The organism is Aquimarina sp. MAR_2010_214 (assembly GCF_002846555.1).
Lineage (GTDB): Bacteria > Bacteroidota > Bacteroidia > Flavobacteriales > Flavobacteriaceae > Aquimarina.
The window spans coordinates 204341-220694 of sequence record NZ_PJMS01000001.1; the positions used below are offsets into that span (position 1 = coordinate 204341).

The window sequence follows — 16354 nt, forward strand, 5'->3', positions numbered from 1 at the left end:
TCTTGAAATACTTCTTTTTATGTACTTAGTTTTTGATACTGAAACCACCGGGTTGCCAAAACGATGGGATGCCCCTATTAGTGATACCGATAACTGGCCAAGATGTATACAAATTGCATGGCAGCTACACGATGCTATGGGAAACTGTATCGAACATCAAGATTACCTGGTAACACCTGACGGGTTTAATATTCCATATGATGCAGAAAAAATTCATGGTATCTCGACCGAGTTAGCAACACAAGATGGTATTACACTACAAGAGGTGTTAGAAAAATTTAATATCGCTCTATCCAAAACCAAATTTGTTGTCGGACAAAATGTAGGGTTTGATGTTAATATCATGGGCGCAGAATTTTATCGTCTTGGCGTAGAAAACAAATTACAGGAGCTTCCTGTTTTGGATACCTGTACAGAAACTACAGCACAATTATGCCAAATCCCAGGTGGTCGTGGTGGCAAATTTAAACTCCCGACACTTACAGAACTTCATCAACATCTATTTGATACTGCTTTTGGCGAAGCACATAATGCTACTGCCGATGTAGAAGCCACTACACGATGTTTTCTTGAATTGATCCGTAAACAAGTTTTTACAATCGAAGAACTTGATGTAGCACCAGACTATTTTCAAAATTTTGCAGAAGCCAATCCTAAAACAGTTCAGTTAATAGGATTAAAACATATCAATCTTAAAAAGGCTTCTCAGAAAATTCAAGAAGCTCTTTCTAAAAAAGAAGATTCTGATTTATCCCAACAAGAGATTGAAGATAATATTGCGGCTCTGGATGAAGTTAACTTTGCCCACCTGCATAATCACACCCAATTTTCTGTATTACAATCAACAACCAGTATTCCTGACTTAATAAAAGTAGCTACACAACACAAAATGAACGCGGTTGCCATGACAGATCATGCCAACATGATGGGAGCTTTTCACTTTGTTCAAGGAGTTGCTAATCACAATGCAACTGTAAAAGCAGCCAATGCCGAAGCAATAGAAAATGGGCAAGAACCAGAAGGAGTAGAGATAAAACCTATTGTAGGTTGTGAATTTTTTGTTTGCGAAAATCACACAGATAAATCCAGAAAAGATAACGGATATCAAGTAGTGCTACTTGCCAAGAATAAAAACGGCTATCATAACCTGGCAAAAATGTCCTCTACCGCCTTTGTTAATGGATTTTACTATGTCCCAAGAATTGACAAAGAAGTCATCAAACAATACAAAGAAGACATCATTGTTCTCACCGGTAATCTATATGGTGAAGTCCCTAGTAAAGTCCTAAATATCGGAGAGAAACAAGCAGAAGAGGCATTACTCTGGTGGCATCAAGAATTTGGCGATGATCTATATATTGAGATTATGCGTCATAATCAAGAAGATGAAAATAGAGTAAATCAGGTATTAATTCAATTCGCAAAAAAACATAATGTTAAGACCGTTGCTACTAACAACACCTATTATTGCGAAAAAGAAGATGCCAATGCACATGATATTCTTTTATGTGTAAAAGACGGGGAAAAACAAGCAACTCCTATTGGTCGTGGTAGAGGATATCGATATGGTCTACCAAACCAGGAATATTATTTTAAATCTCAGAAAGAGATGAAAAACCTCTTTAAGGACTTACCAGAAGCGGTTATAAATATCCAGGAAATCGTGGATAAAATTGAACCTTTTGTGCTTGCCAGAGATGTATTATTACCTGCATTTGACATTCCCGAAGAATTTAGATCCGAAGAAGATTTAATTGATAGTGGTAAACGAGGAGAAAATAAATATTTAAGACACATCACTTATGAAGGTGCAAAAAAACGATACGGTGATATAACTCCCGAGATCGATGAGCGTCTGGATTTTGAATTACAAGTAATCGAAAAAACCGGATATCCGGGTTATTTTCTTATTGTAGAGGATTTTATTCGTGCCGCCCGTGACATGGGTGTTTCTGTAGGCCCCGGCCGTGGATCGGCAGCAGGATCAGCAGTAGCATACTGTTTATGGATCACCAATCTCGACCCTATCAAGTACGACCTTCTTTTTGAGAGATTCTTAAATCCGGATCGTGTGAGCATGCCCGATATCGATATTGATTTTGATGACGAAGGTAGAGGGCGCGTAATGGATTATGTAATCGAAAAATACGGTTCCAACCAGGTAGCGCAAATCATTACTTATGGTACGATGGCTGCCAAATCTTCTATTCGAGATACTGCACGAGTATTGGATCTTCCGCTTGGTGATGCAGATCGTATCGCAAAGCTTATCCCTAACATGTCGAAACTCGGAAAGATTTTTGGTGTAGACGAAGCTATATTGAAGAAAAAATTTAGAAGTGATGAATTAGAAAAAGTCAATGAGCTTCTTAATATTGCAGAAGGTAGCGATCTCGAAGCAGAAACCCTTAATCAGGCTCGCGTATTAGAAGGTTCTGTTAGAAATACCGGAATTCATGCCTGCGGAGTTATCATCACACCAGATGACATCACCAAATTCGTCCCTGTAGCATTAGCCAAGGATTCTGACATGTACTGCACACAATTTGACAACTCTGTGGTTGAAAATGCAGGACTACTAAAAATGGATTTCCTGGGATTAAAAACATTAACCTTAATTAAGGATACCGTTAAAATCGTAAAAGCAAAACATGGAGTAGAATTAGATCCCGAAAATTTCCCTCTTGACGATGAAGAAACTTATGCTCTTTTCCAAAGAGGAGAAACTGTAGGGGTGTTCCAATATGAATCTCCCGGGATGCAAAAATACATGAAGGAACTTAAACCTACTGTTTTTGCAGATCTAATTGCAATGAATGCTTTATACCGTCCTGGACCATTAGAATACATACCTAGTTTTATTAATAGAAAACATGGCACAGAAGAGATTATATATGATCTTGAAGCTTGTGAAGAGTACTTAAAAGAAACCTACGGGATTACGGTATATCAAGAGCAAGTGATGTTGCTTTCACAAAAATTGGCAAATTTCACCAAAGGTGAAGCCGATGTACTGCGTAAAGCAATGGGTAAAAAACAAAAGGCAGTTCTTGATAAGATGAAGCCTAAATTTATAAAGCAAGCTTCAGAAAAAGGTCATGCCGAGGATAAGCTAGAAAAGATATGGAAAGACTGGGAAGCTTTTGCCGCCTATGCATTTAATAAATCTCACTCTACCTGCTATGCATGGATTGCTTACCAGACAGCATATCTTAAAGCACATTATCCTGCAGAATACATGGCTGCCGTACTTTCTAATAATATGAATGACATCAAACAGGTTACTTTCTTTATGGAAGAATGTAAACGTATGAAACTAGATGTACTTGGGCCCGATGTAAATGAATCCTACCGTAAATTCTCGGTAAACAAAGATGGCGCCGTTCGTTTTGGAATGGGAGCCATTAAAGGTGTAGGTACTGGTGCCGTAGCCACCATAGTAGAAGGCCGAAAAGAAGATGGACCATATAGATCTATCTTTGACCTTGCTAAACGCATCGATCTTCGGGCCGCTAATAAAAAGGCATTTGAAAGTTTAGCTTTAGCCGGAGGTTTTGATTCTTTTTCTGAAACTCATAGAGGACAATATTTTCACGAAGAAGGAGATGGCGTTACTTTCTTAGAAAAAGCAGTACGCTACGGATCCAAATTTCAGGAAAGTGAAAACTCTTCACAGGTAAGTCTATTTGGAGAGGCTAGTGATGTACAAATCCCCGAACCTATCGTGCCACCTTGCGAAGAATGGGGAACCATGGAGAAATTAGCACGTGAAAAAGAAGTAGTAGGAATTTACCTCTCTGGTCACCCATTAGATGATTTTAAATATGAAATGAAATATTTCTGTAATGGAACCTTACTTAATTTTGCAGATCTCGAAGCCAATATTAATCGTGAAATCTCTTTTGGAGGAGTAATTTCTAATGTAGAGCATCGCACATCCAAAAATGGTAAAGGCTGGGCTACATTTATAATAGAAGACTATAACACAGCTCACGAATTCAGGATTTTTGGTGAAGAATACCTAAAACATCGTCCTTTCTTGGTAAAAAGCACCTTTGTATATTCCAAAGCTTTTATTAAAGAGGGCTGGGTAAACCGTGATACTGGTAAAAAAGGAGATCCTAGAATACAATTTAATAGTTTTCAATTATTGCATGATGTAATGGAAACCTATGCAAGAAAACTTACAATTCAAATGGATATTAATGAACTTTCTGACTCTAGAATAGATGACTTAAAAGGATTGTTAACAGAGCATTCTGGAAATCATACACTCAATTTTGTAATATATGAAATGGCCGAAAAATTAAAACTGCACATGCCTAGTCGAAAACAAAAAGTAAATATTTCTCAAGAATTACTTATAGCTCTTGAGGATGAATCTATATACTACAAGTTAAATTAAAACATTGTATCTACTCTTTTACACAAAGAGGCACCTTACATAACCAATGGTATTTATGAAAAAAACGGAAGGTTTTGATTAGTTAAATCAACCAAAACTTTCTTGTTTTAAAAAAACTACCAAAAACTTCTTACTATCTGATTTTCTTGCCATAAGGCAAGAAATTTAGTTTAGAAAGCCACTACATTTGTTGTGAACATATCCAAGGAAATATAAAATACTCATAGTATTAGAATAAACAGCAGCCTTGTTAGATATAAAACTCTGTTATGTTAGAAAATTTAGCTCCGCATATTTCAATTATTTTCATTATCACCACATTTGTTAGTGTCTTTTTATTTTACAAAGCATCTCATAGCTCTAAAAAAGTTTTATTTCTTATTATAGCATGGGCGAGCATACAGGCTATACTGGGATATTCATCTTTTTATTTAGACACCTCATTACCTCCCCGCTTTAGTTTAGCAATTATCCCTCCTTTATTACTTGTTGTTATTTTGTTTTTTACAAAAAAAGGAAAGACATTTATTAGTCAGCTTGATATCAAAATACTCACAATACTTCATACCATAAGGATACCCGTAGAATTAGTTTTATACTGGTTATTTTTACACAAATCAATACCAGAGCTCATGACTTTTTCGGGTAGAAATTTTGATATTCTTGCAGGAATTACTGCCCCGTTTATGTACTATTTTGGGTATATATATAAAATTGCTTCTCCCAAACTTCTATTAGGCTGGAATTTAGCATGCTTATCATTACTATTATTCATAGTAATAAATGCAGTACTTTCCTTTCCTTTTCCGTTTCAGCAGTTTGCTTTTGACCAACCAAACATTGCTTTGTTGTATTTTCCATTTGTGTGGTTGGCATCAATAGTAGTTCCTATTGTATTATTTTCTCATCTGGTATCCATACAATATTTATTCAAACAACTTAAAACCCTAAAATAATTCAACTGATATTAATCATTTTTGAGGTGTAATTTGTTATAAAGTAATACTTTCATATTATATTTGGTATCAGAAAATTAAATAACCCTATAGTCAAAACAAATATTATTGTTGTAAGCTTTGGTAGAATTATTGACTAATTTTGTGAATATTAAAATAACAAGAATTTTTAAAATAATAAATAACTATGGCACTAGAAATAACAGACGCTACTTTTGATGAAGTAGTACTTAAAAGTGACAAACCCGTATTGGTTGATTTTTGGGCGGCTTGGTGTGGTCCATGTAGAATGGTAGGCCCTATCATCGAACAAATTAGTGAAGAGTATGACGGAAAAGCCGTTGTTGGTAAAGTTGATGTTGATGCGAATCAAGAATTTGCTGCCAAATATGGTGTAAGAAATATTCCTACAGTATTGGTTTTTCAAAACGGAGAAGTAGTAGGACGTCAAGTAGGAGTTTCTCCTAAGAATGTATATGCAGAAGCATTAGATTCTTTGATGTAAAGAATATCATTAAAAAATAAAAAAAGGTTTGACTTACAAGTCAAACCTTTTTTTATAAATACTAATTTTGTAATACGTATATTGTTATCGTTAACAAATTAAGGATGTAGATCTTCGCTTTTTATAAAAGAATATTACCATGGACATTCAAAAAGAGATTAATAAAACCGGAGGGTTCACTAATCTGGAGTTACTTGCCAAGCAGGTTGTAGAAGGTTTCATCTCAGGCATGCACAAAAGTCCTTTTCATGGTTTTTCTGCAGAGTTTGCAGAACATAAGGTGTACAATAACGGAGAAAGCACAAAACATATAGACTGGAAACTTTTTGCTAAAACAGATAAGCTATATACTAAACGATATGAAGAAGAAACAAACCTAAGATGTCATATTATTATCGACAATTCTTCTTCTATGCACTATCCTTATGTAAAGGAGCATCATCTAGGTTCATTAAATAAAATTAGTTTTTCGGTTTTAGCCACAGCCTGTTTGATGAACATCCTTAAAAAGCAACGTGATGCTATTGGGTTAAGCATTTATAGTGATGAATATGATTATTACGCTCCAGAAAAAGGTAGTGAACGACATCATCAAATGTTACTTAACCGATTAAACAAAACCACAACCAGTGCATCCAAAAGCAAAAATACCGACACTTTTAAGTTTTTACATCTAATTGCCGAAAAAATACATCGCCGGTCATTGATTTTTTTGTTCACCGATATGCTACAAGCTACATCTAATCCCGAAAAATTATTTGAAGCTCTTAGACATCTTAAATACAACAAACATGAGGTTATTCTTTTTCATACATTTGATAGCGAGAAAGAATTAAATTTTGATTTTAGCAACCGACCTACCCGATTTGTAGATGTAGAAACAGGCGATCACATCAATCTATATGCCGATAATGTAAAGGATAATTATCAAAAAGCAGTATCCTCTTATTTTTACGATCTAAAAATGAAATGTGCTCAATATGGTATAAAATATGTTGAAGCTGATACCACCAAAGATTTCGACAAAATATTAACCACTTATTTTGTTGAAAGACAGAAATTTACATAACACAAACATTTTAAAGGTAAAAAAAACAAAAAAAACATTTGCGGGTAATAAAATGAGGTGTATATTTGCATCCGCAATAAGGCCTTGGTCTGGTAGTTCAGTTGGTTAGAATACCTGCCTGTCACGCAGGGGGTCGCGGGTTCGAGTCCCGTCCAGACCGCAAAATTGCAAAAAAGCTTCAATTTCTGTTGAAGCTTTTTTTAGCAAGAAAATGTTGTGTTGTTCCCGAGTCACTCGGGATGGTTTAGTAGTAAACCGATGAGAAGCTTTTCCATAAATTTGGAGAGGCTTTTTTTAATTCAATATAAAAAATGAATCCAATATACACGGTCTACATAATTCAGAGCTTGAAAGACGATTCTTTCTATATTGGATATTCTGCAAATATTGAAGAAAGAATAAACAAACACAACAATGGAAATAGCAGGTATACCTCCAAAAAAATTCCATGGAAATTAGTCTACACTGAGGAATTTTCTTCAAAAACTAACGCAATCAAAAGGGAACGTTTTCTCAAAAAACAGAAAAACAGAAATTTCTACCTCAGATTAATTCAAAATAAAAATTGAGATCGTGGGTTTCCCGAGTACTCGGGATCCAGACCGCAAAATTGCAAAAAAGCTTCAATTTCTGTTGAAGCTTTTTTTAGCAAGAAAATGTTGTGTTGTTCCCGAGTCACACGGGATGGTTTAGTAGTAAACCGATGAGAAGCTTTTCCATAAATTTGGAGAGGCTTTTTTTAATTTGGAAGAATTCTCCCTTTTCTGATCAAGTTAAAATTTCAAATCACCCTGAATTCAGGGGATTCTATTTTCTTTTTTATCCATATTTTAGATTTAGATAAAACTTCAAAAAATGAAAACGAATATTAGTTCTGTTGTATTTTCACTAGCCATTGTTATTTCTTCTATTGTTTTAGGGAATGCCTATATGAATCGTAATAAACCCGAAAGAACAATCGCCGTAACAGGACATGGTACCACCAATTTTACCTCGGATCTTATTGTTTGGGAAGGAGAATTTACCAAAACAAATGTCGATCTGCAGCAAGCCTTTAAGGGCCTCAAAGAAGATAAAAAAATTGTTACAGGTTATCTGAATGCTAACGGTATCGATGTAAAAACAGTTGTTTTTGATGCAGTAACAACCGATCGTATGACAAAACCTGATTATTCGAATACCGGTAATTATCTCGGAGAAAGCTTTACAGGATACCAATTATCACAAACCATAACCATTAGTTCTAATGAAATCGAAAAAGTTGAAAAAATATCTAGAGAAATTACAGAGTTGCTAAATAAAGGAGTTCAATTTTATTCAAAAAAACCTCGGTATTATTACACAAAGCTGGCAGAATTGAAGATTGAAATGATTTCAAAAGCAACTGAAAATGCTCAATTAAGAGCAGAAAAAATTGCTAAGAATTCTGGGTCAACCCTAGACAAATTAACACTCGCCAAAATGGGTATTTTTCAAATAACCGGAAGACACTCTGGAGAAGATCACTCCTGGGGTGGAGCACTAAACACTTCTTCGAGAGAAAAGACAGCTTCTATTACCACAAAACTCATCTATACATTAAAATAATTTTTCTAGAGTGCTAATAACATAAAAAAGCAAAAAACAACCTTTTACATTGTTAAAAAAAACAGAATCATACACTTTGAACTGATGTTATTCTCGAAAAAAACGTTAAAACATCATGAATTAAACATGTTTTTATCCTAAAAAACCACCAAAAACCACTTTCTTATCATTCTTTAACAAAATTTCGCATTTAGCTGATTATAAACACATTAAAGTGTCTCAATATTCCCCATAAGCCGTCTTAACCATAGTTTAGGACAGGTATTTGTTGATCTAAGACTTCGTTTAGAATACTTTCGTCTGCTTAATATACAAACACAAACTCAATAATTATGAAAAAAAGATTAAACATCTTAATTGCATTTGCAATGATGATTATGCTTTCTTCTTATGGACAGGAGAAGTATAACATTGTTCAAAAAGGAGGCAACGGAATGGCTCCCAATGCTATCGATTTTGACGCTACTCAAAACGGAGCAAAAAAATCATCATTCTCTTCTCCAGAGAATTTTATGACAGAACACTTTGGTAAGGTATCAGGACAAGGAGTTATCATTACTGAAGTAGTTAAAGATGAATTAGGCTTTACACATTACCGTTTACAACAATCTATTAATGGGATTCCTGTAGAGAGTTCTATGTATTTAATCCACGTTAAAAATGGGCAAGTAACTTCTGCCAACGGAGAATGGTTTACGGCAACACCAGCTAAATCTTTTGCAAAAAGCAGTACGCTATCTTCTGATCAAGCATTACAAAAAGCAAAAGACGTAATCAAAGCAAAACGATACGTTTGGGAAGCTAGAGCTCCCAAAACTAACAACAAAACTTTCAATGATGAGAAAGTAAGTGGTGAAGGCAAATTAGTATACATCACTAAAAACAATGCAATGAATGCCAACGCATTGAGATTAGCTTACAAATTCGACATGTACTCTGTAGAGCCTTTTGGGCGTAAAGAAGTTTTTGTAGATGCTTCAACTGGTGATATTCTTTTTATTGAAGAAAAGATACACCACGTAGATGGTACTACAGACACAGGATATTATGGTCCTCAAAATATTACGGTTACCCAAAATGGTGGTCAATATGAAATGAGACAATCTGGTGATAGAAAACTTGCTCTGTATGACGTACAAGGAGCAGAAATTAGAGTAAATTTTCAAGGAGCAGCTATTGAACCTACAGGTTCTCCAATTTACTCTAGCCAAACTAAAGATTTTAGAATTGGTGGAGAGCAAAACCACAGAACAGCTGCATACTGGGGAGCAGAAAAAACCTGGGATATGTTTAAAAACGAGTTTAACCGCTCTAGCTATGATAATAGAGGAAGTAATATCAACATATATGTAAACGGAGCAGGTCGATATGGTGATGATAATGCTTTCTGGTCTGGTACCTGGATGTATTTTGGAAATACTAAACAACTTCAAGGAACTCCTGTTACTCCATTAGATGTAGTTGGTCATGAAATGGCACACGGGGTTACTCAAGAAACAGGTAAAATGGTGTATCAAGGAGAATCTGGAGCGCTTAATGAATCGTACAGTGATATGTTTGGATCTTTGGTAGAATACTATTCATTTAATAAAGTAGTAGATGCGAAAGTTTGGAAACTAGCAGACAAGCACCCAGACCCAAGACTTAAAAGAGATCTTTCTAATCCTAAATTACATAACCAACCTGATACGTACAGAGGTACTAAATGGGTATCAACTGCGCAAGGTTCTGCTGATAATGGAGGTGTACACACTAATAGCGGTGTAATGAACCACTGGTTCTATATTGTATCTCAAGGAGGAAAAGGATCTAATGATAGCGGAACAGCTTATGATGTAGAAGGTATTGGTATCGAAAAAGCAGGAAAAATTGCTTATCGTTCTTTAACAAATTACTTAACAAGAAGCTCAAAATATGCTCAAGCTCGAAATGCAGTAATTAATGCGGCTAAAGATTTATACGGTGCTAATTCTTGTGAATTAAAAGTAGCGACTAACGCGATGAACGCGGTAGGTGTAGGTGCTAAATTTACTGGTAATGCAAACTGTGATGGTGGCGGTGGTGACTGTTCTGCTGTAAGTGGAGTAGCAGCATCTAACGTTACTAAAAATGGTGCTACAATTAACTGGAACGCAGTTACAGGTATCTCTACATACACTTTTGAGTACAAAAAAACAGCAGATGCGTCGTATACTACATCTTCTGTAACAGGTACTAGCAAAACATTAGACGGATTAACCGTTGACACAGCATATGAAGTACGTTTAAAATATGCTTGCACAAATGGTGAAACTGCACCATACTCAACCGTAGTAAAATTCACTACTACTGCTGATGGTGGTGGAGGTGAATGTAAAGCCGTTACGGGAGTTAACTCGTCTAATATAACTATTAACTCTGCGACGGTAAGCTGGACTGGTGTAAGTGGAGTATCTGGTTATACTTTTGAGTACAAAAAAGCTACAGATGCTTCTTATACAACTTCTACAGTTTCTGGAGCTACTACTAACCTAACAGGTTTAGCTGCAAACACCAAATATGAAGCAAGAGTAAAATATACTTGTTCTACAGATGGTGGTACAGATCCTTGTGCTGGTGTACCAGCACATCAGTCAGGTCAGACATACCAAGTAGGCGATAAAGTTACTTATCAAGGGTATTTATATGAGAGAACAGCCTTCGAATGGAAACAACTTGGTCCATGTGGTACAACTGGTGGTAACCAGGTAGACGCCCCTTACTCTGCTGTAATAAGCTTTACTACTCTAGAAGATACTAATGGTAACAACTGTGATAATATTCCAGAATATCAACCAGGAAATACGTATCCTGTTGGATCTAAAGTAAAATACTACGGTACAATTTACGAAAGAACAGCTTCTGGATGGGTTAATGTTGGTTCTTGTGATTCTGTATTTTTTGCCTCAGCATTCGGAAATAACCTAAACAACACTACTGGATTTAATGTTTATCCAAATCCAGCATCGAAAGATCTTAACATATCTTTCAATTCTTTAGATAATGTATCTTCTCAAATCAGAATTGTTAATATACTAGGAAAAGTAGTATATAACAAAGAAGTAAAATCAACTTTAGGAAATAACACCATAAAGGTTGATGTATCTAGATTAAACTCTGGAATTTACTTTGTAAAGAGAGGAAATCAAGATGTGAAGAAAGTAATTATTAAATAGTAAGTTATTTGTGTAGTTATGAATATCAGCTAACTCTCTTATCTCGATTAGATTTAGCAACAATGAATCGCCTGGAAGTATTTCTGGGCGATTCTATTTTTATACTTTACTTAAGTTAACCACTTTAAGATATTGTATTTTAAACAACACTAAGACAACGCCAAAATATTCTCATAGGGTCAACTATTTTAGTTTAGGATTCTGATCACTACATGTATCTCACATTTTATAAATCTATTACCTATTAGTCAATCCTATTTAAAACTAAATAATATCAGAATTTAGGCTTTCAAAATAATCTGAAGGAGAAATACCGGCAATATCTTTAAAGTTTTTATAAAAAGAAGCTCTTGAATTAAACCCAGCTTCTTTTGCTAATGCAGTATTACTATATTTTTGATATTTCTCAGATTCGATAAGTGCTTTAAATTCTTCGACTCGGTAATGATTAAGATACATATTAAAGTTCTTATACTTCATTTCGTTAATAGTCTTAGAAATGATACGGCTTGACACTCCTACTCTTTTTGCAAAAGTTTTTAACGTCAAATCCTGATCCAGAAACGCTCTTTCATCTACCATATGCCTCTCTATTTCTTTTGAAACCCGCTCATACACTTCCTTACTTTCTTCTTGTTTACGTCTTGATAATTTTACCTCACTTTCAGATGTGATATTAACAATGTTAATTTGTATCAAACTTCCTATTGTAAAGTAATACAATAATAATAAAGCCAAACCATCAAGCACAAATCGTATATACTCACCTTCAAACGAAGTAATCACAGCACCAAATGCAATTAAATGATAACCAATGAATATCATACAGAATACAGCTAACCATACTAAAGATTTATATTTTACATCAGTATAAAAGAAAGGTAAAAACTTATTGTGATCCTTGACTACCAGTATCGTTCTCACACACATATAGATTATAAAAATAGTAGAAGAAAGCAAATCAAAATATAAAAACAAGACATACTCTATAGACTGTGCAAGATCTGGGTTTCCAATTACTTTTATAAGGAGTATAGAAAAAACAAGGAATTCTAGTATTGCGGGAATATAATATCGATACTTATTCTTAATCTCAATACCCGCAGTCTCTGTAGCATAGAAAAAAACGAAGACCATATTCAAAAAATTGAATGTAAATGGATTATACGATTTGAATAGTTCGTCCATATCCCATAATAACACAAAACTTAGCAATTCAATACAAAGAGAGATAAAGAAAAATCCCAAATACCTATTTATTTTTGGTTTTTTGGATTTATAGAAAAGTAAGATTAAGGCAACGATCAAGGATTGTATTCCTAGAGCCAAATAGAATATAAATAAAGTATCCATTATTTTTTAAAAAAAATTGATGCGTTAAAAAAAAATGATTTTTTGAACTAAAAAAACCTAAATATATATGATTTTTTGATTTTTTTTCACATTCATGCCTTGTGCATTAAACGAAAGAATGCATGATATATTGGTTAATACTTTTTTTTAAAAGTACTAACCATCATAAAAACCTATATGGTATCCTGATTTAAACTCTCAAAATAATCTGAAGGAGAAATCCCTACAATATCTTTAAAGTTTTTATAAAAAGAAGCTCTCGAATTAAACCCAGCCTCCTTAGCTAATGCTGTATTGCTATATTTTTGATACTTCTCTGATCCTATAAGCATTTTAAATTCTTCAACTCTGTAATGATTAAGATACAAGTTAAAGTTCTTATACTCCATCTCATTAATAGTTTTAGAAATAAGACGACTCGACTCTCCCGCTCTTTTTGCAAAAGTTTTTAATGTCATATCATGATCCAAAAAAGCTTTTTCCTCTACCATACATCGCTCTATTGCTTTAGAAACCCGTCTATAAATTTCCTTATTTTCTTCTTGTTTACGTTTTGATGATTTTACCTCACTTTCAGATGTGATATTAACAATGTTAATTTGTATTAAACTTCCTATGGTAAAATAATATAATAACAATAAAGACAAACCATCAGATATAGTTGTCATATACTTAAATTCCGATAAAACAATTACAGATGCTAATGCCATTATATGATAAATAATAAATATAATACAGAATATCTTTAACCATAACAGAGATTTATATCTTGTATCTGTGTAAAAGAAGGGCAAAAAAGTAGTATGATCCTTAATAACAAGTAGTATTCTTATACACATATATGCAACAAAAGCCGTGCAAGAAATGATATAAGAATACAAAAATATTATAGTATTACGAGAATATACTAAATCCGGGGTATTATTTACTTTAACAAAAATCAAAGACAGAATAAGGAATTCTAATATACCAGAAATATAATATCGATACTTATTCTTGATTTTAATACCTGCAGTCTCTACAGTATAGAAATAAATAAAAATTATATTTAAAAAATTAAATCTAAAAGGATTATAAGATGCTATATATTGATCCGTATTTCGCATCAAAACGTAGCTGAATAATTCTATACTAAGAAAAATGAAAAAAAAACCTAAATACCTATTTACCTTTTGTTTTTTGGATTTATAAAAAAGCAAAATTAAAGCAACTATTAGGGATTGTACACCCAGGACTAAAAAGAAAATAAATAGCGTATCCATAAAAAAGTTGAGTTTGAGTTTGTTTTTGCAAAATACTTATTTTTTTCACAAAATTTATACCAAATATGCAGTGAAACCTGTAATACACCTTTTGCATACCTTATATGTATAGATAACCAGTATATGGAGATATTATCATCAAGATTATTGTTAAGAAAGCTATGCTATAGATGTAAGAATTTAAAACAGTTCTCCCCAACTTTCCCATACTTTTACAAAAAAGAATATCAGGAACCCTACTGATACTATAAACTTAAGAAATGTACCTGCCAAAAAGCCAATAAAAGAACCAAAGGCAGCCTTTAATGCTTTTGAAGATTCACTACTATCTCTTATAAGTTCTCCTATAAAAGCTCCTGCAAAAGGGCCGATTATAATACCTAAAGGTCCCATAAATAGAATCCCTATAATAAGACCAACAGAGCTACCGATCATTCCATACTTGGTACCGCCAAATCTTTTTGTACCTAGAGCGGGAACGATATAATCAAGTACCCAAACCACTATAGATATCCCTAACGTAATTCCTAAAAAAGTCCAATTTTGTGGGATTGCATCTGTAAAATGGATAATCAATAATCCTATCCACGAAGTAAATGGACCAGGTAATACAGGAAGAAAACTCCCAACTAAACCTAGGAGGCAAAATAAAAACCCTATAATGATTAACGCTATATCCATATGCTTTATTTACCTGTTGTGCATTTAGATAATTTCTTAACCAAAATCCGTCAATTCGAGTGCTTCGACCGTAGGAAGAAGTGTATCGAGAATAGGATTTTGGTTAAAAAAGCTATTCTCAATACATTTTGTCTTCATTTCATTACGACAAAACACTCGAATTGACGCTTTTTTATAGTATTAGTTTTAAAATGCACAACGGGCTTTATTTATATGACGATAATGTTTCTGATTTGTTACGCAAATATCAATTAACTATGTGTTTTAGCGATTAATGCTTTCATATGTACTTTAATACATATTTATTTTATTTTTTTGCTCGAACAAATACAAATAAACCATTAATTGATTTAAAACTACCCAAAAAATTATGCGTTCTTTTTTAGTATTATCTTTCGGATTAATGATATTTTCTTCATCTTTTTCTCAAGATAACCCTTTTCTAAAATGTAAGAATTCTACCAATGAACGAGTAAGAAAAAACTGTATCATTAATGCCATACAAGAATTTGTGGATGCCAATTACGATATTGCATCTGTAACACCCTATGCAAAACCAGGCACCAACCGAATTTATACCCGATTTAAAATTGATCCAATTGGTCGGATCATCGACATCAAGGCAAAGTCATCATCTATGGAGTTAGAACTAGAAGCCATAAAAACACTGCAATCTCTTCCATATATAATTCCAAGATTTGAAAAGACTTCTTCAGAAAAGAAAGAAGTTTTTGAAAACGTATACACTCTACTTATTGTGTTTGAAGTACAAACAACAGAAGTCAACCTATCTTCACAAAAAAGAATAACCGGTAACGATTAATTCTGAATCCTATTTTATTAAACGCGCAGTTATCTCTTTAATTCTTTTCAACTAAAAAATTAGTTTAAACTAATTTTTTAGTTATATTTGTTTTATAGAACTAAGTTTTTAGTTAAATTATTCTCGCCTTTGCGGAAATAAAACACAACAGCAAATAGATGAAACAACTCACAAAAGCAGAAGAAGAAGTAATGCAATGGTTATGGCAACTAGAAGAAGCCAATGTTGCTTCTATTATTGAGCAAATGGCAGAACCCAAACCTGCATACAACACCATTTCTACAATCATCAGAATCCTCGAAAATAAAGCATTTGTTTCTCATCGTAAAGAAGGTAAAGGCTATATCTACTTCCCTCTTATAAAAAAAGAAGAATATAGTAATCAATCTCTTAACAAGTTGATGAACAATTATTTTAATGGCTCTTTTAGGAATATGGTTTCTTTTTTTGTAAAAAAGAATGATATGAATATCGAAGACCTGGAACAGATTTTAAAAGAAGTAGATAACGAAAAATAGA

The 16354-nt window shown here is 33.6% G+C and carries 12 protein-coding genes and 1 tRNA gene; 10 read left to right on the forward strand and 3 right to left on the reverse strand.

The genetic code is table 11. From position 1 onward, the window contains the following. Positions 1 to 19 precede the first annotated feature (19 nt). The 8 genes from dnaE (at position 20) to ATE84_RS00915 (ending at position 11716) form a co-directional block, all read left to right on the forward strand. Entirely contained in the window at positions 20 to 4405 is a 4386-nt protein-coding gene (dnaE, locus tag ATE84_RS00880) for a DNA polymerase III subunit alpha (protein WP_101445034.1), read from the forward strand. Between the two features lie 269 nt (positions 4406 to 4674). Beyond that, positions 4675 to 5361: a hypothetical protein gene (locus ATE84_RS00885; RefSeq protein WP_101445035.1), complete on the forward strand. Its 687-nt coding sequence runs from the start codon at positions 4675 to 4677 to the stop codon at positions 5359 to 5361. Between the two features lie 187 nt (positions 5362 to 5548). Beyond that, positions 5549 to 5866: a thioredoxin gene (gene trxA, locus ATE84_RS00890; RefSeq protein ID WP_024772480.1), complete on the forward strand. Its 318-nt coding sequence runs from the start codon at positions 5549 to 5551 to the stop codon at positions 5864 to 5866. Positions 5867 to 6005: 139 nt separating this feature from the next. Then, positions 6006 to 6935, forward strand: coding sequence for a DUF58 domain-containing protein (locus ATE84_RS00895; protein ID WP_101445037.1), 930 nt, complete (start codon positions 6006 to 6008; stop codon positions 6933 to 6935). Between the two features lie 86 nt (positions 6936 to 7021). After that, positions 7022 to 7095 (forward strand) — tRNA-Asp (locus ATE84_RS00900). Positions 7096 to 7246: 151 nt separating this feature from the next. After that, the gene (locus ATE84_RS26780; protein ID WP_101445039.1) at positions 7247 to 7504 is read left to right on the forward strand and encodes a GIY-YIG nuclease family protein; all 258 of its coding nucleotides are present in this window, start codon (positions 7247 to 7249) and stop codon (positions 7502 to 7504) included. Between the two features lie 286 nt (positions 7505 to 7790). Then, positions 7791 to 8522 (forward strand): SIMPL domain-containing protein, encoded by a 732-nt coding sequence (locus tag ATE84_RS00910; protein ID WP_101445040.1) that lies wholly within the window; start codon positions 7791 to 7793, stop codon positions 8520 to 8522. A gap of 332 nt (positions 8523 to 8854) precedes the next feature. Continuing rightward, entirely contained in the window at positions 8855 to 11716 is a 2862-nt protein-coding gene (locus ATE84_RS00915; protein ID WP_101445042.1) for a M4 family metallopeptidase, read from the forward strand. 264 nt (positions 11717 to 11980) lie between these two features. On the opposite strand, the gene ATE84_RS00920 is transcribed toward ATE84_RS00915, so the two are convergent. From ATE84_RS00920 to ATE84_RS00930, 3 genes are all read right to left on the reverse strand, one after another. Next, a complete protein-coding gene (locus tag ATE84_RS00920) occupies positions 11981 to 13069 on the reverse strand; it encodes an AraC family transcriptional regulator (RefSeq protein WP_101445043.1) in 1089 nt (362 codons plus the stop codon). Positions 13070 to 13242: 173 nt separating this feature from the next. Continuing rightward, positions 13243 to 13737, reverse strand: a complete 495-nt coding sequence (locus ATE84_RS25955; protein WP_158237147.1) for an AraC family transcriptional regulator — start codon at positions 13735 to 13737, stop codon at positions 13243 to 13245. 774 nt (positions 13738 to 14511) lie between these two features. Continuing rightward, positions 14512 to 15012 carry a DUF456 domain-containing protein gene (locus tag ATE84_RS00930; RefSeq protein WP_101445046.1) on the reverse strand — a complete coding sequence of 167 codons (501 nt, stop codon included), beginning with the start codon at positions 15010 to 15012 and terminating at the stop codon, positions 14512 to 14514. 370 nt (positions 15013 to 15382) lie between these two features. Here ATE84_RS00930 and ATE84_RS00935 point away from each other — a divergent pair, with 370 nt between their 5' ends. Together ATE84_RS00935 and ATE84_RS00940 are read left to right on the forward strand one after the other, a co-directional pair. Next, complete coding sequence (locus ATE84_RS00935) at positions 15383 to 15835, forward strand: hypothetical protein (RefSeq protein WP_101445048.1); 453 nt, start codon at positions 15383 to 15385, stop codon at positions 15833 to 15835. Between the two features lie 158 nt (positions 15836 to 15993). Then, a complete protein-coding gene (locus ATE84_RS00940; RefSeq protein WP_101445049.1) occupies positions 15994 to 16353 on the forward strand; it encodes a BlaI/MecI/CopY family transcriptional regulator in 360 nt (119 codons plus the stop codon). The last annotated feature ends 1 nt before the right edge of the window (position 16354 follow it).